General features: G+C 40.5%; 22 protein-coding genes and 1 riboswitch. Of the genes, 14 read left to right on the plus strand and 8 right to left on the minus strand.

Features of this window, described 5'->3' with window-relative positions; all coding sequences use genetic code 11:
- Window positions 1-7 precede the first annotated feature (7 nt).
- The 6 genes from R2Q66_RS11455 (at window position 8) to R2Q66_RS11480 (ending at window position 6012) form a co-directional block, all read left to right on the plus strand.
- On the plus strand, window positions 8-1042 hold the full coding sequence (locus tag R2Q66_RS11455; RefSeq protein WP_316748988.1) for a GNAT family N-acetyltransferase: 1035 nt from the start codon (window positions 8-10) through the stop codon (window positions 1040-1042).
- A 60-nt stretch (window positions 1043-1102) separates the two neighbouring features.
- On the plus strand, window positions 1103-1906 hold the full coding sequence (locus R2Q66_RS11460; RefSeq protein ID WP_316748990.1) for a phytanoyl-CoA dioxygenase family protein: 804 nt from the start codon (window positions 1103-1105) through the stop codon (window positions 1904-1906).
- A 45-nt stretch (window positions 1907-1951) separates the two neighbouring features.
- Window positions 1952-2449, plus strand: a complete 498-nt coding sequence (locus R2Q66_RS11465; protein ID WP_316748992.1) for a GNAT family N-acetyltransferase — start codon at window positions 1952-1954, stop codon at window positions 2447-2449.
- 37 nt (window positions 2450-2486) lie between these two features.
- Window positions 2487-3551, plus strand: coding sequence for a GNAT family N-acetyltransferase (locus tag R2Q66_RS11470; protein WP_316748994.1), 1065 nt, complete (start codon window positions 2487-2489; stop codon window positions 3549-3551).
- An 11-nt stretch (window positions 3552-3562) separates the two neighbouring features.
- Complete coding sequence (locus R2Q66_RS11475; protein WP_316748997.1) at window positions 3563-5524, plus strand: nucleoside-diphosphate sugar epimerase/dehydratase; 1962 nt, start codon at window positions 3563-3565, stop codon at window positions 5522-5524.
- A gap of 98 nt (window positions 5525-5622) precedes the next feature.
- Window positions 5623-6012 (plus strand): helix-turn-helix domain-containing protein, encoded by a 390-nt coding sequence (locus tag R2Q66_RS11480; RefSeq protein ID WP_316748999.1) that lies wholly within the window; start codon window positions 5623-5625, stop codon window positions 6010-6012.
- A 200-nt stretch (window positions 6013-6212) separates the two neighbouring features.
- On the opposite strand, the gene R2Q66_RS11485 is transcribed toward R2Q66_RS11480, so the two are convergent.
- The 5 genes from R2Q66_RS11485 to R2Q66_RS11505 form a co-directional block, all read right to left on the minus strand.
- Window positions 6213-7478, minus strand: a complete 1266-nt coding sequence (locus tag R2Q66_RS11485) for a DegT/DnrJ/EryC1/StrS family aminotransferase (RefSeq protein ID WP_316749001.1) — start codon at window positions 7476-7478, stop codon at window positions 6213-6215.
- Window positions 7479-7497: 19 nt separating this feature from the next.
- Window positions 7498-8685: a DegT/DnrJ/EryC1/StrS family aminotransferase gene (locus tag R2Q66_RS11490; protein ID WP_316749003.1), complete on the minus strand. Its 1188-nt coding sequence runs from the start codon at window positions 8683-8685 to the stop codon at window positions 7498-7500.
- Window positions 8686-8828: 143 nt separating this feature from the next.
- Complete coding sequence (locus R2Q66_RS11495) at window positions 8829-9362, minus strand: UpxY family transcription antiterminator (RefSeq protein WP_316749005.1); 534 nt, start codon at window positions 9360-9362, stop codon at window positions 8829-8831.
- 116 nt (window positions 9363-9478) lie between these two features.
- Complete coding sequence (locus R2Q66_RS11500) at window positions 9479-11791, minus strand: polysaccharide biosynthesis tyrosine autokinase (RefSeq protein ID WP_316749008.1); 2313 nt, start codon at window positions 11789-11791, stop codon at window positions 9479-9481.
- A gap of 25 nt (window positions 11792-11816) precedes the next feature.
- Window positions 11817-12569, minus strand: a complete 753-nt coding sequence (locus R2Q66_RS11505) for a polysaccharide biosynthesis/export family protein (RefSeq protein ID WP_316749010.1) — start codon at window positions 12567-12569, stop codon at window positions 11817-11819.
- Window positions 12570-12976: 407 nt separating this feature from the next.
- Between R2Q66_RS11505 and R2Q66_RS11510 the strand changes: the two genes are divergently transcribed.
- From R2Q66_RS11510 to R2Q66_RS11545, 8 genes are all read left to right on the plus strand, one after another.
- Window positions 12977-13858, plus strand: a complete 882-nt coding sequence (locus tag R2Q66_RS11510) for a polyphosphate kinase 2 family protein (protein ID WP_316749012.1) — start codon at window positions 12977-12979, stop codon at window positions 13856-13858.
- A 198-nt stretch (window positions 13859-14056) separates the two neighbouring features.
- Window positions 14057-14247, plus strand: a riboswitch (cobalamin riboswitch).
- Between the two features lie 96 nt (window positions 14248-14343).
- Window positions 14344-16428: a TonB-dependent receptor gene (locus R2Q66_RS11515; RefSeq protein ID WP_316749014.1), complete on the plus strand. Its 2085-nt coding sequence runs from the start codon at window positions 14344-14346 to the stop codon at window positions 16426-16428.
- A 58-nt stretch (window positions 16429-16486) separates the two neighbouring features.
- On the plus strand, window positions 16487-17632 hold the full coding sequence (locus R2Q66_RS11520; protein WP_316749016.1) for a YncE family protein: 1146 nt from the start codon (window positions 16487-16489) through the stop codon (window positions 17630-17632).
- 48 nt (window positions 17633-17680) lie between these two features.
- On the plus strand, window positions 17681-18793 hold the full coding sequence (locus R2Q66_RS11525) for a YncE family protein (protein WP_316749019.1): 1113 nt from the start codon (window positions 17681-17683) through the stop codon (window positions 18791-18793).
- 39 nt (window positions 18794-18832) lie between these two features.
- Complete coding sequence (locus R2Q66_RS11530) at window positions 18833-19690, plus strand: cell surface protein (protein ID WP_316749021.1); 858 nt, start codon at window positions 18833-18835, stop codon at window positions 19688-19690.
- A 27-nt stretch (window positions 19691-19717) separates the two neighbouring features.
- Window positions 19718-20809, plus strand: a complete 1092-nt coding sequence (locus R2Q66_RS11535) for a DUF5074 domain-containing protein (RefSeq protein WP_316749024.1) — start codon at window positions 19718-19720, stop codon at window positions 20807-20809.
- 68 nt (window positions 20810-20877) lie between these two features.
- Window positions 20878-21453, plus strand: coding sequence for a DUF6580 family putative transport protein (locus tag R2Q66_RS11540; protein ID WP_316749026.1), 576 nt, complete (start codon window positions 20878-20880; stop codon window positions 21451-21453).
- 224 nt (window positions 21454-21677) lie between these two features.
- Complete coding sequence (locus R2Q66_RS11545; protein WP_316749028.1) at window positions 21678-22361, plus strand: Sir2 family NAD-dependent protein deacetylase; 684 nt, start codon at window positions 21678-21680, stop codon at window positions 22359-22361.
- Here R2Q66_RS11545 and R2Q66_RS11550 read toward each other — a convergent pair.
- Genes R2Q66_RS11550 through R2Q66_RS11560 form a run of 3 tightly spaced genes read right to left on the minus strand, consistent with a single transcriptional unit; the run spans window position 22358 to window position 25741 of the window.
- On the minus strand, window positions 22358-24154 hold the full coding sequence (locus tag R2Q66_RS11550) for an STN and carboxypeptidase regulatory-like domain-containing protein (RefSeq protein ID WP_316749030.1): 1797 nt from the start codon (window positions 24152-24154) through the stop codon (window positions 22358-22360). The genes R2Q66_RS11545 and R2Q66_RS11550 overlap by 4 nt on opposite strands.
- Window positions 24154-25128 carry a FecR family protein gene (locus R2Q66_RS11555; protein ID WP_316749032.1) on the minus strand — a complete coding sequence of 325 codons (975 nt, stop codon included), beginning with the start codon at window positions 25126-25128 and terminating at the stop codon, window positions 24154-24156. The genes R2Q66_RS11550 and R2Q66_RS11555 overlap by 1 nt, the downstream gene beginning before the upstream one ends.
- 10 nt (window positions 25129-25138) lie before the next feature.
- A complete protein-coding gene (locus R2Q66_RS11560; RefSeq protein WP_316749034.1) occupies window positions 25139-25741 on the minus strand; it encodes an RNA polymerase sigma-70 factor in 603 nt (200 codons plus the stop codon).
- Between the last annotated feature and the right edge of the window lie 13 nt (window positions 25742-25754).

Genomic DNA, 25754 nt, shown 5'->3' on the forward strand with positions numbered 1-25754 from the left:
ATTTATTATGGCATATCATGTGATCAATATGGAACAACCGGCTGAATGGGATGCATGTATTCAAGAGGCCGTTAACTATGATTTCTACCATACCTGGCATTATCATGCTTTAGAGAAAAATGGTGAACCACTGCTTTTTGTGTACACAGAAGGGGAGGTCTTTATTGCGCTTCCACTGCTGAAAAGAGAGATTAATAATTCTGGTTTATTTGATCTGACCTCTGTTTATGGTTATTCAGGCCCGGTATCTAACCGGAAATTTATAGACATCAACGATCAGTTACTGGAAAATTTTAAACAATCCTTTTTGAGCTTCATGAAAACCAGCCGGTTTATTAGCCTTTTCTCCAGGTTAAACCCCTTTATAGACCAAAAAGTGTTAATAGAGAAAATAGGGGGGCTTTCGGGCAATGGGAAAACCGTCTATATGGACCTGTCAATTCCCATTGAAGAACAGAGAGCCGGGTATGAAAAAAGATTGGGCAGGCAAATCAGACAGCTCAGAAAAATGCCTTATCAAATTAAAGAGGCCTCCAGCGCAACGGAGATTAGTCTATTTACCGCCATGTACAATGAAAATATGTTGAGACTCGGCGCTAGTCAGCGGTATTTTTTCGATGAAACCTATTTCACGAATCTTCTGAATAGCAAAGCAAAAGAATGCAGATTAATTGTCATCTATGATGGAACAGAGATGATTTGCGGGGCAGTAATCATGTGCGCTGGAAATGTAATCCGTAACCACCTGTCGGCAACTGCAAACAGCCATATACAGCATTCTCCAAGTAAACTCCTGACAGATGAAATCAGCGTCATCGGACGTCAGCTTGGAAAACGATATTTCCACCTTGGTGGTGGCCTGGAGGGGAAAGAAGACTCCTTGTTTAAATTTAAATTCTCCTTTTCAACCCTGTTACTGGAGGATAGTACCTGGAGATTTGTATCAGATCCACTGGTTTATAATGACCTTGTTAAGGAACGTAATGACCAAAGTAATCTGAACTATTTTCCACTCTACCGTGTCCCTGCGGTAGCCGTCTAATAAGATATTCCTTTATTATTTGATAATTAACTAAAGTTTAACCTTTTAAATCTTTGTGCTTTGAAAAATAAATTTATTTATTCCGAAGCCACTTTAAGTGACTTTGAGAATGCAATGGATCAGTATGGTTGGGTCATCTATGAAGACGCCGCAGAGGATAAAATGATTGAAAAAATAATTAATGACCTCGAACCAGCTTATTTAAAAAGAAGGGAAATTCAAGTCAAAAATGGCATTGATACAGGTATGGAAGGAACACTGCACCACTTGTTGGAAAAGGATAACTTCAGTATGCCCTTTCTATCGCAGAAATATTGTGATAAAGAAATGAGACACTTTCTGGATGGCAATTACATCGTAAACGGTATAAGTGGAGTGCTTAATTTTAAAAATTTTAAAGCCTATGTTCACAATATTCACCGTGATATCAGAAGCTTTACAGGAGATTTTAAAATCGCCATCCAAATGATTGTTTTACTGGATGATTATACACTTGATAACGGGGCTACTCATTTTCTTTCCGGATCTCATAAGAAAGATACTAAACCACATGACGTATTTTTCTATGAGCAGGCAGATCGGGCAGTGGCGAAGAAAGGCAGTATTATTCTGTTTGATTCCAATATATGGCATGCCGTAGGCGTAAATAAAACCGATGGCCCCAGACGTGCATTGACCCTAACTTTTACCAGGCCATTCTTTAAACCGCAGTTCGATTTTCCAAGATTTTTAGGATATGAATTCGGGGAAGGTTTAAATGACCATTTAAGACAGGTTATTGGATACAATGCCCGAATTTCAGCCAATCTCCACGAATTTTATCAGCCACCACATTTAAGAATGTACCAACCTGGTCAGGGCTAAGCAATGCTCTTACAATCAATGATCTCGCTATTTAAATGAAATAATATGAATCACACGGTCTACCTAAGGCCATTGAAAGTAGAAGATGCCGAAACATCTTATCAATGGCGAAATAACCCGGAAATATGGGTTTATACAGAGTTTAAACCCGGTAACCCGGGCATAACAATGGAAAAGGAAACAGCATGGCTCCAGGCCAAATTAGAAAAAGAAACCGATAAGCGCTTTGCAATTTGCCTCGAAGATACCGCCCAATACATTGGGAACGTACAATTGATTGATTTGAAAGATGGACAGGCTGAGTTTCATATGTTTATTGGAGAACCACAGTTTTGGGGAAAAGGAATCGGGAAGGCCGCGACGAAATTAATCCTCGGACAGGCATTTTCTGAGCTGAATCTGGATAGTATCTTTTTGTTCGCACATGAAGATAATATTGCCGGACATTCAATCTATAAAAAAATGGGTTTTGTTCCCCTAAGCAAACATGGGAATCAAGTGAAAATGTTGCTGACGAAGGAGAATTTTACACCTGGAAATTAAAACTCCGGGCTATTCCTAAATCCTAATTTCATAAGAAATGGAAAAATTAATCACCCTCCTGGAGCGGGAGGAATGGACTGCCTATGTTAACGGTGCCGCAGAGTATGATTTTTATCATACCTGGCTCTATCACTCTTTGGATCTAAGTGGTGATCCTGTCCTTTTTGTTTATGAGGAAGACCAGAACTATATCGCCTTTCCTTTACTCAAAAGAGCCATCTCTCAAACTGATTTCTCCGATTTAACTTCTGTTTATGGCTATACAGGGCCATTATCCAATCGGAAGTTCGAAGATATCGAAGATAGTTTTAGAGAGAATTTCATGATTTCATTTTTAGATTTTCTGAATGAAGAGCAGAATGTTTCTGTTTTTTCCAGGCTTCATCCCCTGTTTAATCAATACTTGTTGTTTGAAAAATTTGGTGGAATCCATGAAAACGGTAAAACAGTGGCCATAGATCTGACAATTTCCATAGAAGAACAACGTAAAAAATACCGGAGAAATACCTTGAAAAGCATCAGGAAAGCAAGAAGTTCCGGTTATTCGGTCAGAGCCAGTAATTGCCCCAACGATATTGATTTGTTTTATGAAATCTATACCCATAATATGGAGCGGATAGAGGCATCTGAAAGCTATTTTTTTAGTAAAGAATATTTCCTGTCTCTTGTTGGTAACGAGGATTTTGATTGCCGGTTGTTCCTGGTTTGTGTGAAAGAAGAAGTGGTTTGTGGTATGATTGTAACGTTTACTCATGGTATTATCCAGGGACATTTAGTAGGGACGAAACATGCTTATTTAATAGATTCCCCCGCTAAATATCTGGTGGATGAAATCACCCTGGTCGGACGGAAAGAAGGTATGAGGTATCTGCATCTGGGCGGTGGAGTAGGCTTTAAAATGGATACTTTGTTTAATTGGAAAGCAGGGTTTTCAGATTTGTTTTTAGAATATAAAAGTTGGCGGTATGTGGCCAATAATCCAGTTTATGCTGCGCTGGTCAACAAGCGCAAAATTGATCATGGGAGAAATGTTGATTTCTTCCCACTTTATCGTGCAGTACTGAATGGGATCACCATGGGCTGCTTTCAATTGGTCATCTAAATCTTCACATTATGAAAATGCTCCTGTTTCGCGACAAAACGTATTCTCGCTGGTTGATCTTATTTATCGACCAGCTCATCATCGGATGGACACTGTTTATGTCCTTTCTACTTCTTCATAAATTTGAGTATATACAATTGGTATATTCACATTTTATGATCTATACGGCCTTGTATAGTTTTATTTCAGTCGGGGTGTTTATTGGAATGCGCATACATACCGGGATCATCAGGTATTCTAACACCCAAGACATTATCCGGATATTTATGGCCGTATTGTTAACCAGTTTCATCTTCACCATTACCAGTAAGCTGTTTTTTGTCCCGCATTTTAGTATCTCTTCAAAATGGTTTCCAGAAGTATTGACCATGAATTTTTTCGTGTCTTCCTCCTTGTTAATCATGTTAAGAATCGCCGTCAAAAGTCTGTTTTTTTATGTCAAAACAATGGAGCCTGGTGATAAGAAAGAGAACATCCTGATCTATGGCTCTGGCAGAGATTCTATTCTGGTTAAAAAAGCTTTAGAAGGTGGTAATACCAACGACTTAAATGTATTTGCCTTTGTAGATGATAATCCGGATAAGCTCAATAAACATATAGAACAGAAAAATGTATACCATTCGAGATCAATTGAGACTTTACAACGTAAGTTTAATATTCAAAAGGTTCTTTTTGTTGGTGATGAGCTGAATGTAAATGGTAAAAAGTTGACTATTGATAAATGTATTGAATTGGGGATAAAGGTCGTTACGGTTCCTCAGTCTGATAAATGGCTCTATGGTAAACTCACCCTGAATCAAATCAAAGACCTGAAAATTGAGGATTTACTACATAGGGAGCCTATCGTCCTCACCAGGAATAATATCCTGCGGGAAATGCAGGGTAAGCGTATCCTGATTACCGGTGCAGCCGGATCCATAGGCTCCGAGATTGTGCGTCAGATTATCGGATTTAAGCCCGAAATGGTGGTCTTGTGTGATCAGGCCGAAACTCCTTTACATGATCTGCAGCTCGAAATTGAAGATGATTTTAAAGAGGCAAAAACTCATGTGGTCATGGCAAATATTCAGAACAGGTGTCGGATGAAAGCGATCTTTGAGGAGTATCATCCCCAGATTGTTTTTCATGCAGCCGCTTATAAACATGTACCTATGATGGAAAATAACCCCTCCGAAGCCATTTTAACCAATGTGCTCGGAACAAAAAACATCGCAGACCTTGCCATAGAATATGGCGTGGATAAATTTGTAATGATTTCTACCGACAAAGCCGTGCGGCCAACCAATATCATGGGGGCCTCCAAACGACTGGCGGAAATGTACATTCAATCCCTGAACAATGAAAAAAACTTAACCATATCAAATGAAAACACAATTACAAGGCAGAACGAAACCAGTACTAAATTTATAACCACCAGATTTGGTAATGTATTGGGATCGAACGGCTCTGTTATCCCAAGGTTTAAAGCGCAAATCGCTCGTGGTGGACCAGTTGCAGTAACTCATCCCGAAATCACCAGATATTTTATGACCATCCCGGAATCGGTGCAATTGGTGTTGGAAGCTGCGGCGATGGGCAATGGTGGAGAAATCTATATTTTTGATATGGGAGATCCGGTTAAAATTGTAGACTTAGCCATTAATATGATCAAATTAGCCGGATTAGTGCCCGGTAAAGACATTCAAATCATATTTACAGGATTAAGGCCAGGAGAAAAATTATATGAAGAATTACTGATGGTCGAAGAACAAACCTTATCAACCTACCATCCAAAAATCAAAATTTCGAAAATCATTAACCATAGTATCTTCTATGTGCAAAACGTAATTGAAGAGCTGTTGCTGCTCAATAACTCCAATAATGATTATGAAATGGTGAAGAAAATGAAGGAAATTATTCCAGATTTTAAGAGTAAAAACTCAAAATATGAGCATATAGATCAATTTACGGTAGGTATGATTAATACTTTTTAAAATTTGATTTTTCTCTTGTTTTGTTGTCATTTTTTTGTTATTTTTAATATAGATCTCATCCCTCCAATTCTAGTTGTCATTTAATAAAACTTTATACTATGAATTTAAATGTAGGTCAAGTAATTGAACATGTTGTAAGAAAGGATCATATGGGGATCACTGAACTTTCAAGGAAGCTAAACGTTAGTAGGCGAACCATTTACAATTGGTTCGATCAAGAATCTTTAAGTTTTGATATTATTTGTAAAATTGGAAATGTCATCAACCATGACTTTTCCAAAGAGTTTCCAGATGACTTTGCTCTTTTACAACAAGGGGATAGAGAGAAAAAGGGGGATTTAATGAGCAATGATGATAATTCAACAGCGAACTACTCAACCGCTGTAAATTATTGGATGAATAAGTACATCAAGCTACTCGAAAAATACAATGAGTTATTGAGCGAGAGATATCCCAAACCATATTCAGATATGAGGTCTGACGAATAGTTACCCCATTTGCTATCTATCTACAAAAACAAATCAGCTTAACGCTGAAAAGGTGCCCGGAACTTCGGGCGCCTTTTTTTATGCGCATTATCCAGTGCTGATTTTCCGGCCTGAGGCAAACTCAGATTTAAAGCATAAAAAAAGGATGTCTGAACAGACATCCTTTTTTTATGCTAACGAGATGGAAATAAACGGAAATGCTATCCAGGTAAATACGATGATTTAACAAGCGATAGTTCTCTCTGTTTGCTTTGTAGCAAATGGGTCTGAACCGATTTAATTACGGCATCAATAATATAGTCTGTATCGGTATCAGATAGCGATGGATAAATAGGTAAGGAAATTTCACAGGCATATTGTGTATAGCTATTTGGATAATTCACGATATTATACCCTGTTTTTTTAAAATAGCTTAACATAGGCATCGGAATAAAATGAACATTTACGATGACCCCAAAAGCGACGATATCTTCAATAATATGATCTCTTTGTGCCTCAGTGATGTGTTTGATGCGCATTGGGAAAATATGGTAAGAGGATTCTCTTGAAAGGTCTTTTAAGGTTGGTGGAATAAACCATTCATAATTACTTAAAATATTACAATATTTTTCTGCAATCTTTTTACGTTCCGGTAGTAAAGCAGTTTTATACTGCTTGATTTGTGCTAAACCTATGGCCGCACAGATATCCGGCATATTAATTTTTAAACCTTTATATAAAATATCATACTTCCAGTTTGCCCCTTTTGATTTCGCATAGGCATCTTTGTTCTGGCCATTTAAAGAGAAGATCTTCAGGTATCTATATTCTTCATCGTGGTCAAAATTGCCAGGTAAGTTTAAGCAGGCACAGCCCCCTTCAGCAGTAGTGATATTCTTTACTGCATGAAAAGAAAAAATGGTGACGTCACAACTTACCGCTGCGGAATGCCCCATATAACAGGCACCTATAGAATGTGCCGCGTCAGAAATTAACAGGATTCTGCCGAGCTTACGCTGCTCAGGTGAATGCGGTACGAAGAGCCCTCTGACTTTTGCACTTCTGATTAAAGTTTTTATGGTATTGTAATCGCAGGGTAAACCCGCAATATCTACGGCAATGATCGCTTTCGTTTTGGAGGTGATGGCCATTTTAATCCGTTGAGGATCTATCGTAAAGTCATCAGTGATATCAACCATTACCGGAGTTGCCCCACAATGTAGTACGCATAAAGCCGTAGCACAATACGAATAAGCGGGTATAATGACTTCATCTCCCTCTTGTACACCAAACCACTTTAACATCATTATTGCACCGGAAGTCCAGGAGTTAACGCAAACGGCGGCCTTTGATTTGGTTAGCCGTTTCACTTCTCTCTCCAGCTCCAGTACTTTTGGTCCGGAAGTTATCCAGCCGGATTTAAGCGTGTCTACTACTTCATTAATTACATTTTGATCAATAAACGGGGGTGAGAATGGAATGTTCATGATTGTTAGTTTAAGTGGTTTACATGGGTCTATTTGGTTTGGTAACAGCGTTGAAGTCGTTGATTTCTGTTGCGATTTTATTGGTCACTTGTATGCCAAAATTATCTGTAGCAACCGGTGCCACATCAGTATAATTCTGAGTTCTTAGCATGATACGACAGATCATGTCAAGGTCAGGAAGTGTTAAGGTATGATAGAGTGGCAAACACAACACCCTATTCGAAATGTCTTCGCAAACAGGCATGGAAACCGGATCTACATAGGGTAGGGTGGATAATGATGGAGAAAAATACCTTCTGCAATAGACTTTTGACAGCTCAAGGTTTTCTGTACAACGCTGCCTTAATTCCTCCGTTTCAAATAAGACAGGGAAGTAAGCATAATTGTAGTCCTTATCCTTGTTTAGCTTTGGAAAACTAACTTTGAGTCTGGATAAACCCTGGTAGTAATGGAGCGATAGCAGTTTTCTCCTTTCTAAAATCTCGTCAACATACTTTAAATTACATAAGCCCATGGCCGCATGAAATTCACAATTCTTGCCATTTACACCCAATCCTGCGAAAGTATCTGGTGTGCTGTGACCAAAATTCCGGATGTATTGCATTTTCTTTAAAAGATCCGGATCACGGGTGAAAACCGCTCCTCCTTCTATGGTATGGAATAATTTGGTGGCATGGAAACTGGTTGTAGTGATGTCACCATAATCAAATACTGACCTGTTTTTATATTGCGTACCAAAACAATGTGCCGCATCATAAATCACTTTTAATCCATGTTTATTCGCAATAGCCTGAATGGCGTCAATGTCACATGGATTCCCGTAAACATGGGTAGCCAGAATGGCTGAAGTTTTGGAAGTGATCGCCTCCTCAATTTTGGTTGGATCGATGTTAAAGGTTTCCCGGTCGATATCAACATAAACCGGTTTACAACCTTCCCATACAATACTACTGGTGGTGGCTACATAAGAAAATGGCGTGGTGATAATTTCACCGGTCAGGTCTAATGCTTTAATAGCCAGTTGTAATGCAAAAGTGCCATTACAGACGAACAGCATATGATTTACATTCAGATATTCCTTTAGTTTAAGCTCAAGGTCATTGAGTAAAGGACCATTATTGGTGAGCCATTGACGTTCCCAGATGCTGTCCAGATACGCTTTGAATTCATCTTCCTTTGGAAGAAAGGGTTTAGTTACAGGAATCATGTGTTTAATTTTAATGGTGAATCTTTTATTGCATGAAGCATGGGCCATTCATGTGGGACATCAATGGTCATCTGTGCTATCCGGAAAGTAGAAAAGGGATGGAGAAATTGATGTTCCGGCTAAAGAGATCAGCCGGAACGGGATTATATTGCCGTATTCAGTATCACATCTGCGATCGCGATACTGCTGACTATGGCGCAATTTAAATGGTCAAGGAGCATTAAAACATGTTTTCCACGGACCTTAATCACAGTGCCTTCCTGGTTGTAGAAGATGCCGTGTTTTATTCGTACGCGGTCACCAAGGGTGATTTCCTGGGCATCGATGATTTCATATTCGTGGTTTTTGCTCATCAGTTCCTCAATATTTTCGATCACTTTATCTCTGATTACTGCCGGCTTTCCCATGTAATAAACAAAGTTTAATACCCCTAAGGTCTGTCTTACTTTATACTCTTCACGCTCGTTTACCCAGACAAAGACATACCCGCTAAAAAGTGGTAAATCAACAATTTTCTTTCTGTCGGCCCATTGGCTGGTAACGCTGCGAATAGGGCAGTAGGATTTAATATCCTGTAGTTTCAATAATTTGTCTACTTTTTTCTCCCACCTTGGGCGAGTATAAATCACAAGCCAGTGCCTGCTCCATGTGCATCTGGAGCCGAATTGATTTTCCATGTCGAGAAGATTTAAATTGTAAAAAGATTCATATTACTGTTTTAAAAAGCACAGAGCTTCGCTACATCACTTACATGAATAGGGTAGGAAACACTGAAATGAGGGGGTGATTGTTATTAGTTTTTTGAGACCTCGAAACCATAACCGTAGCCAAAGCCACCGTATCCGTAGGTATTACTATTCTCAACTTTTGCATCATTAAACACGACCATAGGGTTAGTCAGTTTTTTATAATACAAAATGTCTTTTAATATGTTCAGTTGTAATTTATCCGTGTAATTATAACGTATCAGGTATATACTCAAATCCGTATAGGCAGAGAGGCTGAAAGCATCTGCAACCTGCCCTACGGGGGCAGTATCAATGATCACATAATCAAATCTGCTTTTCAATTCCTCCACCAGCTTGCCAATTTTTGGATGCATCATCAACTCCGATGGGTTTTTTGTAATTGGCCCGCAATCCACCACAATTAAATCATGGTATTTCCTGGAATTAGAGAGCAGATCATCTATGGTGACGTCAGGATCCAGCAAGTAATCCGTAATACCGATTTTTGAGTTTAAATGTAGTTTTTGAAGCAACTGTGGCTCACGCATATCGAACTCCAATAGCACAACCCGTTTATTTACAGAGGCCAGTGTCAGTCCAAGATTGATGGAGAAAAATGTTTTCCCCTCGGATTTCATACAGGAAGTAATTAACATTACCTGATCAGGCATCCCGTTATTCATGAAGTTAAGGTTACTTCTGATATACCTGAACAATTCAGTAATGGTAGACCTGCTGTTGTGGTCTATGGTGGCAAGTTCATTCTTGTTAACATGATTTAATACACCCAGAACCGGTACGCCAGTCAGGAATTCTATTTCTTTTACATCGCGGACTTTATTATTTAGCATAGACCTGCCATAAATGAATGCGCCCGGGATCAGTAGTCCTGCAAAGCAGGCGCCGAGATAAATCAGTTCCTTTTTCGGTGATACGGGCACACTGTTGTAGGAAGGTCTATCAATGATTTGTGAGGTAGGAGCAGTGGTGGATAAGGAAAGTGTGGTTTCTTCTCTTTTTTGCAACAGATATCGGTACAATCCGGATTTCACACTTTGCTCCCGGGTTCTTTCCAGTAAACCACGCTCTACGGCTGGTACGGAACGTACCTTAGAATTGAACCTTGAACTCATGGCCTGCTGGCTGTTTCTTTCAATTTGCAAGCCCTTTTTGATGTTCTGAAGATTCTCCTGAATGTTCGATTTTAAACTGACCAGCTGTGCCGTCAGGTTTTGTACCAATGGGTTGCCTTCTTCAGAAGTCCGTAGCATTTTTGCCCTTTCCTGCTGTGTCGCATTGTATTTAGCAGTCAAATCAGTTAAGGTCGCATTGTTGATGTTTAATGCGCTGGGAACAACGTTTAAATTGTTGTTCTGTAGGTATTTTTCCAGTGAAGAAAGGACATTAAGCTGGGTAGTAGTGCTGGACAGCATCTGCCCGTATTCCCCGGATTTGCTCACATTCATAAGTGCATCAGCATTAACGTCGGTCACCATGTTGCTTTGTTTGAAGTTCTCTACATCATGCTCCACACCATTTAAATCCTTACTTAAGGCAGTCAGTCGCTTATCAATAAATTTGATGGTATTAACTGCAATCATGTTTTTCCGGATCACATCTTCCTGATTATAGGTTCTGATCAGTACATTTAGAATATCCAGGCCCCTTTGTGGGATGTTATCCGTCAGACTGATGTTTATCGTATTGGCATCTTTAACAATTGGAAGCACCACCAGACGTGTTAAGCTATAAGATTCGGCCATACGATGTAGGTTCTTGAATTTCAGCATCACCGGCTTTGTATAGGATTGAAAAGCAGGACCTTTGCTGACAATAATTTTGTAACCAGGTTTTTGGACCACACTGTCGTACGGCAATACCCAATGCTGATCCTTGTCAGTTAAAGTGTACTCAAGGTCATTGTAAGGCGCTACCTCTGGTTTTTTCAGGTATCCACTAGCATTTGCACCAAGAAGTGTCACTTTTAAAGGTGAATTTTTTCCGTATAACTCTTCGTCTTTTAAGCTGCCCTTAATAAAGTAGGCAGTTTCTAAATGGAGTGCTCTTAAGGTCTTATAAATCAGATCTCTGGAACGCAGTACTTCCATCTCATTGTCCGCTTTACGGTCAATGCGGAACATATTCAGGTCACTAAATGCACTTTCTTTAACTTCTCCTTCTCCCTTTCTGTCGTCCTGAACCATTAAAGTACTGCTTGCTTTATAAATTGGACTGAGGGTTTGCAGGTATATAAAGGTGCCCGCAAGGCACAACACCAAAGCGATTAGAAAAATATACCAGTATTTCAAATATTGATGTAGGTTTTCCCTTGCGCTCTCCAGAGTAGAAGGCGTTTTTTGATAAAACTGTGAGTTCATGTTCTTCTAATTAAAATAGAACGGATTATCTTAATACTACGGTAAGGATTACTGCTGCTGCTGATACAAGAGTGGATATGATCGGCATCAGATTTTGGTTAGGATTGACCTGTTTTTCCTTAGCTTTATCAGGCTCCACATAGACGATGTCATTCTGTTTTAGATTGAAATATGGAGAATCATAAACGTTCTTATCATTGAGGTTTAGCCGGGTCATGTTACGCACCCCATCTTCTTCCCTGATGACCAGTACGTTTTCTCTTTTGCCGAATACGGTCATATCGCCAGCCATACCTAAAGCTTCTAATAAGTTAATTTGTTCACCCGGAACGTTTAAAGAAGCAGGATGGTTCACCTCCCCAATAACCGTGACTTTGAAGTTGACCAATTGGAGGTCCACATAGGGATCCTTAATCTGTCTTTTTAAGGCCTGAATAATCAAAGCCTGCGCTTCTTCCAGACTTAATCCTTCTACTTTGATCTCGCCAACCATCGGTAAAGCAATATTCCCCGCATTGTTTACCTTGAATCCAGCCTTGCCATTTACTGGTGTATTGCTGTTATTCGCATTTGCACTGGCAAATAGTACGTTGTAATCCGTATTTAAACTGGTGAGTGTAACGCTCAACTGGTCGTTCTTTTGGATTTTTAATTCAGGTGCGCGCTGAATTTTTTCATTAGTGGAATTTGGTAGGTTGCTGAAGTAAACGAGGTTCCTTTGTGGAGCACAGCCTTGTATAATCAGCGAAATGAGTAAAGCAAAGGTTAAATTTTTCATTTTGTTGGAGGTTAAATGATTTAACTAATTGATATTCCCCGGAATTCTTAGAATAAAGTTAGATAAATAATAACCCATAAAAAGAGTACCTGTTCAAGTTGTAATTCACATTGTGAACATTCACACAGATTTTTCACGGAACTGAGAAGATTGAAGGATACAATACGCAGTTTTGTGCTAAAAAATAGATATGTTTTTACAGGTGCTCTGATCTTTAAACTGATCGGGAAAACTTTGACGCCCAAACATGCGCTACAAAAAGGCTTAAATTAGTTTAGAATTGAGGTTTTACCTTAAATTTCGCGAATAGTGGCGCGTTTTGAGTTTAAGCATTATTTATTTTAAACATTCTGAGGCCCTATAGCGTTCTAAACCTGTAAAGAAAACTGTACAAAACCTATCTGCCAATGAAAAAAGAAATAGAAAAATCAAGGGTTGTTCCCGGTAAGAAATGGTCATTAAAAGATTATAATACCAGTTACACCGGAGACCTGGAAAAAGAAGCCGGCAAAGCCGAACTGGATCTGACGAAAGAAGCGCTGAATAAATTGCAGGAAACCCTGTATGCTGCCGATAGTCATTCTGTTTTAATCATATTTCAGGCCATGGATGCCGCCGGAAAAGATAGCGCAATTGCTCATGTGATGTCAGGGCTAAACCCGCAGGGCTGTCAGGTATATAGCTTTAAAACGCCAACTTCGGAAGAATATGACCACGACTTCTTATGGCGTCATTATAAAGCCTTACCAGAAAGAGGACGGATCGGGATTCACAATAGGTCTCACTATGAGAATGTACTGGTCTGTAAAGTGCATCCCGAATATGTTCTCAAGGAGAAAATTCCCGGTTACAATGAGGTGAAAAAAATAGATGATAAGTTCTGGAAAAGGAGATATGAAAGTATCCGGAATTTCGAGAAACACATTTCCGATAATGGTACGCAAGTGATTAAGTTTTTTCTTTATGTCTCTAAAGAGGAACAGAAAGAAAGATTTTTAGAGCGGATAGAAAATCCGGTTAAAAACTGGAAGTTCTCCTCCTCGGATATTACAGAAAGAGAAAAGTGGAAGGATTATATGGATGCTTATGAAATTGCACTCTCCGAAACCGCTACGGAACAGGCGCCATGGTATATCATTCCCGCAGATAAAAAATGGTACGCAAGGTTGCTGATTAGCCAGATTTTAGAAGAACATTTAAATGGAATGGATTTGAAGTTTCCGGTTTTAGGGGAAGAGGAGATGGCAAAATTAGAAGAGATACAAAGGAGCTTACTGCTCGGTGGCTGAAATCTTTCGCCCGGAAAAGGGCGAAATTTTCTAGGCCACCTTGCAGTAAACTCCTTTTCCGGGGGGTAAAGCAGGGAGCAGAGAAAGGTGTAGGGAAGGGTGTCGAGAAAGGTGCAGAGAAAGGTGTAGGGAAGGGCAGGAAATCCCCCTTTAGATTTTAGGTTAATTTCCAGAGTTTGTTCTTTTGGGATAATTAAGTACATTTGCCACGCTTTTGGTTCCCGGTGATCATTTACCGGGATTAAAAGGGAATACGGTGTGAATCCGTAACTGTCCCGCAGCTGTAAGCTCTATAACGGTATTCAAATCAAGGCCACTTTTTTAACAGATTGGGAAGGCAGGATCACCGGGAGTAAGTCAGAAGACCTGCCATAAGTATAATATTTCATAGCTTTCGGGGATTGAAGCTTGGAGTGAGTGCTTATTTACTGTATTTCATTTCCATGATCTAACTGTTTGCTGTGGGTAAATAACTCACAACAAAAATGAGAAGAAACAAATTTGCCTTTCAAGGTATCAACGCTTGTTTTTTTACTTTTCTAACCCTTATCGGTATCGGGGGAGCTGTGCCTTTAAATTTACAGGCTCAGACACATCCGCTGAAGTCGGCAAAGCAGGATTCGCTGGAAAAGGCAAACGCGTTAAAACTGGAAAAGGTAAACGCATTAAAAGAAGTACAGATCAAGACCATCAAACTCAGCCGACGTCAAACTTCTTCCACGCCCTTACAAATTCTTTCCGGTGCAGAGCTGGAAAAACTGAATAGTCTTTCTGTTGCTGATGCAGTACGTTATTTTTCTGGCGTACAGCTGAAAGATTACGGCGGAATCGGCGGATTAAAAACCATCAATGTGCGCAGTATGGGGAGTAACCATACCGCCGTTTTTTATGATGGCGTACAATTAGGAAATGCGCAAAACGGACAGGTAGACCTTGGGAAGTTTTCATTAGACAACATAGAAGAGATAGAATTATACAATGGACAAAAGAGTAGTATTTTGCAATCGGCAAAAGGTTTCGCTTCGGCAAGTTCCTTATACCTCAAAGCCCGACAGCCTAACTTTGAAGATGGTAGGAGCAACCGCATCAAAGCGGCATTCAGAACAGGGTCTTTTGGCCTGTTAAATCCCTCCATATTGTGGCAGAGCAAACTGAGCGAACGTACCTACAGCACCGTTAGTGCAGAATTAAAGAAAGCCAACGGACGTTATAAATACCGCATCACGAACGGGGTGTTCGATACTACGGCCGTCCGTACCGACGGAGATGTAGAAGCAATGCGCCTGGAACTGGGCTTAAACGGCTTTCTGGCCGACAGCAGTAAATGGAGCGTAAAATTATATGGTTATAAAGACAATCAGGGTTTACCCGGAGCAATTGTAGCCAATGTATTCCATTTTTCTCAGCGGATGTGGAACCGCAACTTCTTTGCACAGTCTGCCTATGAAAAAAACATCGGGAAATATAGCCTCGTCGCTTCCGCCAAGTATTCAAATGATTACCTGCGTTTCCTGAATCCGGATTATGTAAAAACTACAGGTTTTCTCAATAACACCTATCACCAGCAGGAATTCTACTTCTCTTTAGCGAATAAATTGAAAATCAATAAATATTGGGATGTGGTATGGTCTACAGACTATCAGCGGAACGATATGGATGCCAACCTGGATCTCTTCGCTTACCCAACAAGAAATACTTTACTGAACGTTTTAGCAACCCAACTTCATTTCTACAGGTTCGATATTCAGGCAAATTTACTAAGCACACTGGTTAGCGATAAAGTGAAATCCGGCCCTGCCGCAGGAAGCAAAAATGAGCTTACACCAACAGTGATGGTCTCCTGGCAGCCTTTTGACCAAAAGGAGTTCAGAATAAGGTCCTTTTATAAAAGCATTTTCCGAATGCCAACCTTCAACGATCTCTACTATACTTTTTACCAGTTTACCGTACTTCGTCCGGAATATACCAAACAATATGACCTCGGTTTCACTTACATTAAAGGCTTTGAAAACCGGGCCTTAACCCAATTCTCTATTCAGGCCGATGCCTACTTCAACCAGGTAAAAGATAAGATTGTAGCAGTTCCTGGTACCTCACAAGCCATGTGGAGTATGAGAAATTTAGGAAAAGTAGAGATCAAAGGAATTGATGTCAATATTCAATCCGCCTGGGAACTGGCACAAGCACTTAATTTAAGTCTGGGACTCAGCTATACCTACCAGCAGGCTATTGATGCAGATCCAACATCTACGACTTATAAAAACCAGATCCCTTATATTCCATGGCATAACGGCACCTTGCTTGCAGGGGCTTCTTACAAGAAATTTGCGCTGAATTATAGCTTTATGTATACCGGAGAACGCTACGATCAAAGCGCCAATATCCCGAAAAACTATGTGCAACCTTTTTATACCCATGATCTGGCCATGCAGTACAATACGAAAATCCAGAAAAGAAAAATCAGACTTACTGCGGAGGTAAATAACCTGTTAAATCAGGCCTATGCGGTGATTACGAACTACCCCATGCCTGGTCGTTCTTATCGATTCAGTTTAACCTATGATTATTAACCCAATGGGTAAATGAAATTAAAACCATGCGTAAATGATGACTAAACCTGTACATAAAATGAAAACTAATATAAGAGGCTATGCTTGTTTTCTGCTGATCCTGCTGACCTCGTTTTTGGGCGCTTGTCGCAAGGATCCACAAGTGATTCCGGAGGAGCAGGTCGGTGTTCTGCCAGCAGATCCATCGCGTCAGCTACAGGGCTTTTACCTGGTCAATGAAGGTAATATGGGGATGAATAAAGCTTCCCTGGACTTTATGGATTTTTCGACTGGCATATATAGAAGAAACATTTACAATCAATTGAACCCTGCACAAATCAACGGGCTCGGAGATGTAGCTAATGATGCCGGTATTTATGGATCAAAGCTGTATATCGTCGTTAATATTTCCAACAAAGTTGAGGTATTGGATGCGAAATCCGGTAGAAGAATTCAACAGATTAATGTAACTAATCCCCGTTATATCACCTTCAAAGATGGGAAGGCGTATGTAAGTGCTTACCTCGGACAAGTCGGCGTGGCAAATGCGCCAAATGGGGTAGTGGTACAAATCGATACCGCCTCTTTGAAGGAAGAAAAGAGAATAGAAGTTGGTAGACAACCGGAAGAAATGGCAATAGTCTCGGGGAAATTATATGTCGCCAATTCCGGAGGATATACCCCTTTAAACTACGATACCAGAGTTTCTGTGATTGATTTGAATACCTTTACCGTAGTCAAAAATATCGAGGTCGCCATTAATTTACATCGCGTAAAAGCAGATAAATACGGAGATATTTATGTGACTTCCAGAGGGAATTATTTAGACATCCATTCTAAAATATTCGTGATTGATACTAAAACCGATTTGGTAAAAGCGCGCTTTGATGTCGGTGCCAATAATATGGTTATTGATGAGGATATCGCTTATTTCTATGGTTCAGAATGGAGCAATAATACCGGGAAATTCAGTCTCAGTTACGGGATGCTCAATGTAAAAGACGAGAAAATCCTGGATAAGAAGTTTATTACCGATGGGACGGATGCAAATATTAAGATTCCTTATGGGATTGCCGTTGATAAATACACCAAAGAAGTTTTCGTAACGGATGCCAGGGATTATGTTTCTCCAGGCGTATTGTACTGCTTTGATCCGGCAGGAAGAAAGAAATGGTCCGTGGTTACCGGAGATATTCCAGCCCATTTTGCCATGGTATACAAATAGAATTTATACAACTAAAAACAATAAATAAAACTAAACAATATTGATCTCATGAATACCACAATGACCAAAAACAGATTATTTCTTCTGCTTGCAACTGCTGGCCTCTTATCACTCAACGCCTGTAAAAAAGATAAATTACCGGAGATAGATCCTTTAGAGGAAACTACCGTTGGCGTTTATGTGTTAAACGAAGGTTCATTTAGTGCAGGTGGCCCGAGTACCATCAGCTACTATAATATTGGTACTAAGAAATTAGACAATGATTATTATAAAACCCAAAACGGTACTGCGTTGGGTGCTAATGCGAACGACCTGAAACAATATGGTAGTAAAATGTATTGCGTAATCACTGGAACAACGGCTAGTGCAAAAGATTCTTACCTGGACGTGATCAGCATTGCTACCGGAAAATCATTGAAACGCATTGCGTTTTCAGATGATAAAGGTGGTTTTATGCCAAGAAATATTGTGTTCAATAAAAACAAAGCCTATATCTCCGGATATGATGGAAACCTGACTAAACTGGATACTGCGAGTTTAGCGATCGAGAAAAGAATACTTGTTGGTGGTGCTTTAGAGCAACTGGCCATTGTAAATAACAAGATTTATGTGACCAATTCTTTGCAGCCATTATTTCCATCTGCGACTAATTCTTCCGTATCTGTGGTAGACCTGAATGATTTTGCCAAGAGCAAAGAAATCACTACTGCCCTTAATCCAAGAGCAATTTTCGCCACACCTACCGGTGATTTATTCGTGCAGACTTCTGGTCAATGGCCAAACATTCCAGGGGCACTCGACAAATTAAACAGTCTGACTGATACTAATATTGGTTCAGGTTCTGATTTAGGACTTTCCTTCCTGAACATCACGGGAACAACAGGATTTGCAATTGGCTTCAATACCGCTGCTTATCTTAAATATTTCAACACCGCTACTGGTGCCTTAGGAAAAGACCTGATCACAGACGGTACTGCTACCAAAATCACTTCTGCTTACTCGGTAACCTTAAATCCATTGGACAATACTTTTTATGTAGCTGATGGAAAAGACTATACCAATGCCGGTGCAATTTCTTGCTATAGCAAAGAAGGAGTATTGAAATTCTCTTTTGCAACAGGAGTTGTCCCTAAAATGGCCGTATTCCAATACGGTTATTAATAGCCAAAGTTTTTGAAACCTATCTAAAATCAATATATAATGAAAATTAAGTACTACCTGGCTTTTGTGGGAATCGCCACCCTGGCTTCTTGTTCTAAAGACTCAGATTCAACACCAGAGCCTGTTGTGCCTACGGTTTACGTTTCTAAATTAATCGAATATCTACCAGCTCCAGGTCAGTTTATGAACGAGAGTCTGGGGGATATAGGTGCTGCTAATTCGATACTCGGTAAAACCGGAACGGTAAGTCTTGGGGCATGGGGCGGAACAATTGTGCTTGGTTTTGATCATACGGTGATCAATCAGGCTGATAAAGCTGATATCATGGTCTACGGAAATGCGCTGCCTGATTTTGCAGAGCCAGGTATCGTATGGGTGATGGAGGATTCCAATGGAAATGGATTAGCAGATGATATCTGGTATGAAATTGCGGGTAGCGAGTTCAATAATCCCTTATATAAACGCGGTTATTCGGTTACCTACACTAAGCCGGCAACTAATGCAGATCCGGTACCATGGAAAGATAGCGATGGTAAAACAGGGGTAGTCCAGACGAATACTTTTCATAGACAAGCCTATTTCCCGGTCATGAAAGATAAAGACGGAAAATTGATCACGGAATACACCTTGAAAGGATCTAAATTACCTTCGACAAATGTAAATACAACAGTTCCAACTATGGTTACCAGCAGCCCATTCGCATGGGGTTATGGCGATAATACAGTTGGTGGCGATAAAATTGACATCGCAAATGCGGTAGATGAAAGTGGAAAGAAAGTGGTTTTGAAAGGAATAAACTTTATTAAAATCCAAACCGGCATACAAGCAAGTATGGAATGGTTGGGAGAACTATCTACTGAAGTTACCGGCGTAGCCGACATCAGTTTAATCAAGTAACAATTCACAACCAATTCAACCCATTAAATGAAGTTTACCAATTTTAAAGGACTAGCAGTAGCAGCTGTTTTATCGGCTGCGCTATTCTCCTGTAAGAAAGATGCCCCTGCAGAGCCAATAGAAGTTGCCGCAAAATACGAAAATGGATTTTTTATCATCAATGAAGGATGGTTTGGTCATGGAACCGGATCAGTATCATTTTATGATGCAACAAGTGGAACACTGCGCGATAGTGTGTTCCAAAAAGAAAATGAAGGAAAAGGATTTGAGTCCGTAAGCTCTACGGTACAATATGGTACCGTTTTCAACAAAAACCTATATGTAATCGCTAAGATAGGTGGACCGGTAGTAGTTGCAAATGCAAAGACGATGAAAGAAGTAGGCAGAATCCCTGGCGTTAAGGGATCTGACTGGCATGCATTTGTCGGTATAGACGAAAACAACGGCCTTCTGAGTAGCAGCAACGGGATTTATTCGATGAACTTGAAGACCTTCGTCCCTACTAAATTAACGGGCTCTACAGGAGATATAGGCGATCTGTTGAAAACAGACAAATATATCTATGCACTGTCCAGAACCGAAGGAGCGATCATCTACAATACCTCCGACCTTACTATTCTAAAGAAAATCCCTGGAGTAACCATGGGCTTTGTACAAACACCAGATGGTAAAGTATGGTTTACAGGTGGAAAAAACCTGTATAAATCAGATCCGGTAACTTTAGAAACAGAAACGATAGCATTGTCGTTTAACACTTACAATACCTTTAGTGCCTGGTTTTCTTCGCCAATTGTTGCTTCTACCAAAGAGAACGCAGTATTCATGATTAAGACCACCGGTGGATTCGGTGCCGGTAAAGAAATCTATAAATATGTTTCCGGCGATCAAACTTCTTTAGACAAACCATTCATCACTACTGCTGCAAAACAGAGTTTCTATAAAAAGAACCTTGGTTATTATGCAAAGACCGATCAGATTGTAACCACCACTGTTCAGGACGGTTGGGGCGAAAATTTCAAAGTTAATACCTTGAATATCTATGATGCAAAAAGCGGAACACTGAGCAAAAGCATTCCTTATGAAGGTTATTATTTCCCTGCAGCGTTTGCCTTCCATTAAACCTTGTGCCAGGGGCTTTTTTATGCCGTGGAAAAAATATAACTTTGTTTTATAATATATAAATGAATATGTCTGAATCTAAATTCAACCCGCGTTCGATAATCCTGTTAATGATTATCATCTTTGTAAGCATTATCCGTATTGCAGCCCCTTTATCCGGCGACTTTAAAGAGCTCGCTAATTTCTCTGCTGTAGGAGCAATTGCCTTATTTGGCGGCGCATATTTCAATAACAATGTTAAAGCATTTGCTTTTCCTATGTTGGTATTGGTGTTAAGCGATATTTTTATTGCAAGAATGTCAGGATACGGCTTCTTCTATGCGGGCTGGTACTGGACTTATATTGCGATTATTGCCATGGTAGCAGTTGGTAAACTGATGATGAATAAAGTAAATGTAGGTACATTTATGGCTTCTACTTTCATTGGTGTATTCCTTCACTGGATTCTTAGCGACATCGGCCCAATGTATGCACCAAGCATTTATCCAGCTACATTAGCCGGTTACGGACAATGTTTAATCGCTGCAATTCCTTTCGAACTGAACTTCCTTTATGGCACAGTAGCCTACGGAGCAGTAATGTTCGGCGCATTTGAAGCCCTGAAAGTTAAATACCCAGCTTTAAGTTTAGCTAAAACAGTATAAACATCGCTTTTTAAGCAGCGCTGATAAACAATCCTGGTATTGTTGCGGAGGAAACTCTTCAACAATACCGGGATTTTTTCGTTAACAAGAAAAGGCTGTGTGCCTTATGGTGGAATAATCGGGATTCCTGGTTCATACGCCTTATTATAGTTATATTTGATTCAGCGCTTTGCAGTAAAGCAGCGTTCCTTTTTGCTGCAAAGCAGCGCTCAACCAAACTCCCCATGAAAAAGAAACTAGTGGTATTTACCGGTGCCGGAATCAGTGCCGAAAGCGGATTGAAAACCTTTCGCGATACAGACGGACTATGGGAAGGATTCAATATCTATGATGTGGCGACGCCGGAAGCATGGCGGAAAAACCCGGAAATGGTGCAGGATTTTTATAACCAGCGCAGAAAACAGGTCTTGGAGGCCCAACCTAATGATGCCCATAAAGCACTTGCCGCACTGGAAACAGATTACGACGTACATATCATCACTCAAAATGTAGACAATTTACATGAAAGAGCGGGCTCTACTCAGGTAACCCATTTACATGGCGTCATCACTCGTTCGCAATCGGATAAAAACCCGCTTTTAACGTATCCAATCGAGGGTTGGGAACTCAAAATGGGTGATCTTTGTGAATTGGGAACACAACTCCGTGCGCATGTGGTTTGGTTTGGAGAACCCGTGCCTATGATTGAGGAAGCGGCCTTCATTTGTAGTACCGCAGAAGTATTCGTGCTTGTAGGTAGCTCACTGGCGGTTTATCCGGCAGCAGGACTGATTGATTTTGTACCCGCACAAAGTCCCACCTACATCATCGATCCGGTTATTCCAAAAGTAAAAAATAGCCACCAGGTGATTAAGATTCAAAAAGGTGCCGTTGCAGGAATGAAAGATTTGCTGGACTTACTAACCTAAAACAGGGTAATCCCTGCATTCCATCCATACCAACCTTTATTGTTTCCGCTAAAACTATGGTGTTTAGCGGGCACAATGTCTTGCTTATAATTCTTTGCGCTTGCAGCAGCTGGCGCGTCGCTGTTATAATAGGAGTAAGCCGGTCCGCCAAACAGGGTAAAGCCTTTAAACAACTGTATCTGCAAATTCAGCTGGAACTTCGTTAAGATGTTGGAGTATTTCCAGTTCCCAAGATAGAGGTATTGGACGCTGAGTTCAGGAGCGAGGGAAAGGTGTTTGCTGAAGATGACATCATGGCCAAAACCAAGCCCAAAAGTCGCTATTTTTGCCGTGTCCGAGTAAGTTTTTCCGGCAAACAAAATATTGTACAGGTTTGCGTTTCCGGTCTTTAAAGCCACATTTGTCTGCACGAGTTCATTGGTCGAAATACTGATCTTATGATAACCATCTTTCACCAGATTGATTAAACCCAGACTGGTTCCTGTAGAGGAATCTGAAAAGTTTAAAAGGGCCAGTTGAAAACCCGTATTCTTCTTCGCATAATTGAATAAACCGGCAATCTGGAGACCCGAAGCAGTTCTTGAAGTGATATTACCAACACCTGCAATTTCGACCCCTCTGGAGTTTCTGGAATTGATATTCCCTAATCCTGCTATCTGGAAGCCGTTTTTTTCGCGACTGTTCACATTGAGCGCACCCGCTGCCTGAAAACCCTTCATATCACCCTTGGTCAGATTGGCAATTCCGGCCATTTGAAAAGCTTCTACCTTGCCTTTGACCACGTTTAATGCACCGGCAGCTTGAAAACCGGTTAGGTTGCCCCGAACATCATTGTGCAAGCCAGCGATTTGAAAGCCGGTTACAGAACCGCCTGCCACATTGAAAAGACCAGCCACCTGTAATGCTTTTACATCCCCTTTGTTGAGGTTAAATAAACCCGCCATTTCGAAGCCATCCACTCCGGCAGTATAGCCGCCAAAGATATTTAAAGATACTTTATTGACAACGCTGGAACTCATCATTCCATGAGAACTTAAACCTGGTGTAAGTGAAGCCTGGAAAGGTGTATTCGCAAAAAAGGCAGGGATATTCAGGTTCTGAATTCTTTGTGCCGAAGAAATGAAAAACCGGCCAATGCCCAACTCTTCAATCGTATTCGAAAATATAGCCCCGTTTTCTTTATCAGGGTCATCGTAAGACTCCGGTTGGATGGTGATATCGGCCAGGAAAACAAGTGCCGTATCCCGGTAAGTTTCCTTGCTGGCGGTTAAAATCACCTCTTTATGTTCTCCTTTGAAACGTAACCTGAAGTAGCCATTGTCGTCTGTCAAAGTAGATTGAAGTAGTCTTTTTTCATATACACTGGCTTGTTTTACCTTGCGCCCGGTTTCCGTATCAATCACATAGCCGCTAATCAGGTAAAGATTGTCAGCGGTAGTGATGTTCTCGGGTTCAATGGTGAGGTGGTTAACCGCATAACGCAGAATAATGTAATTCTCCCGCTCCTTATAATCCACTTTACCCTGGAAAAGCTGATCTAGAATCGTCCTTACGGGTACGTTTTTCAGGTTCATATTGACCAGGCTATCCTGATTAAACAAAGCTCCGTTATAGGCAAAATAGAAATCACCGGCTTTACTCATCTTGTCGAGCACCTGACTCACCGTTTCCTGCTTCGCGGTAAAAGTCAGTCGCCTGGAAAGATTCCGATGAGTATTGCTTGTTGCGGAAGATAATTGTGCCTCCGCAATACTGAAAAAGAAAAGAAAAATTACCGTTAATTTGATCTTCATTATTTTCTGTTAGACAGCAGGATCTCTTTTCCGTTACTGCTATGGGTTAAATTTAAAGCCTGACAAATGATATCCAGGTTGTAATCTAAAGGTTCGCTGAGTTTCAGGGTGGTAGTTAAAGTCAGGTTTTTAAGGGCAGGATCTAACTTAATCTGCGCGTCATAAGCCTGATTTAATACTTCAGTAAACTTGGGTAAAGGGGTGTTGTTAAGGACGAAAATCCTGGTTCTGTAATAGCTGTAAAGCTGATCCTGATTTTGTTCTTTCTGCAGTTTTCCGGAAGAAGCGTTGATGAGTACCCGTTCTCCGGCCACAAGATTGATCGTTTCTCCTTTCAGACTAACTTTCACGATCCCCGTCTCTACGATCACCTCGGTCTGCTGGTTCTTATGTTTAACATTGAAGGAAGTTCCAACCACTTTAACCGAAATCTGATCTACTTTGATCACGAAAGGATGGCTTTTATCCGGAGCCACCTTAAAGAATACTTCCCCTGAATCCAAACGTACGCTGCGGTCTGTTTTAAAGTCCGACGCGTAGCTGAGGGCTGATTTCTTGTTTAAAGTCACCTCCGATCCATCTGGTAATTTTTGGATGATGACCTCCTGATTTGCCGCCAGATCCATATATTTTTCAGGTGTCAGTACCTCATAAGCTACCCATGCACCTATGGCCAGTATAAACACTGCGGCTACTTTTATCCAGTTGTAGTTTCTTTTGAGTTGTAATACCTGATGTCCCGGCATGGTCTCCGCCTTTTCTTTTTGACTCAGTTTTTCTTTGAAGTTGAGCCAGGCTGTCTCTTCATTGACCGGGCTTTTTGGCGCCAGCAACTGACTGCTTTCCCAGATTTTTTCCAATTCCAGAAACGCAGATAGGTTCGCAGGGTCGGCAGCCAGCCATTTTTCAATAGCAGTGGTTTCTTCCTCACTGGTTTCTTTCAATAGAAACTTTATCAATAATTCATCAGTCATTGCCATGGTGTTAATTAAAAAAATCTTTGTAGTATGTTATGCCTATCCCGATCAGGATCAGAAAATCGGCTAGCTTTAACCGTAAAATCCGGAGCGCTTTGCCCATTTGGTTTTCTACCGTTTTCACCGACAGCCCTAACTGATCTGCAATTTCCCGGTATTTGAGTTCTTCAAATCTGCTCATTTGAAAAATGGTTCTACACTGCTCGGGTAAATCATTCATCGCAATGCTCAGATTGTTTTTTAATTGGCTCATTTCTACTCTGGCCGAAGCAGACTCAGATGGAGAAATAGGGCTATGTTGAGTATATTCCTGATGTTTAAATTTGATCTTTTCATGTTTGAGGAAATTCAGGCAATCGTGATAAATACATTTATATAGGTATGCTTTTACCGAGGACTGTATAACTAATAATTCACGTTTTTCCCAGAACTTCATGAACATCCCCTGAACCATTTCTTCCGCGGTATCATGGTCTTTCAGCATGACGAAAGCATAGGCATGAAGTGCCTTATAGTGCATTTTGAACAATTGCTCAAAGGCGACATCGTCGTAGGGTTCCAGGCTGGGGGATAGCGGATCGGTTAAATTCACAGGTTTAATTCTAGTCAAATATATTAGTTTC

It is taken from the genome of Pedobacter gandavensis, from assembly GCF_032677645.1.
Classification (GTDB): Bacteria; Bacteroidota; Bacteroidia; order Sphingobacteriales; family Sphingobacteriaceae; genus Pedobacter; species Pedobacter gandavensis_A.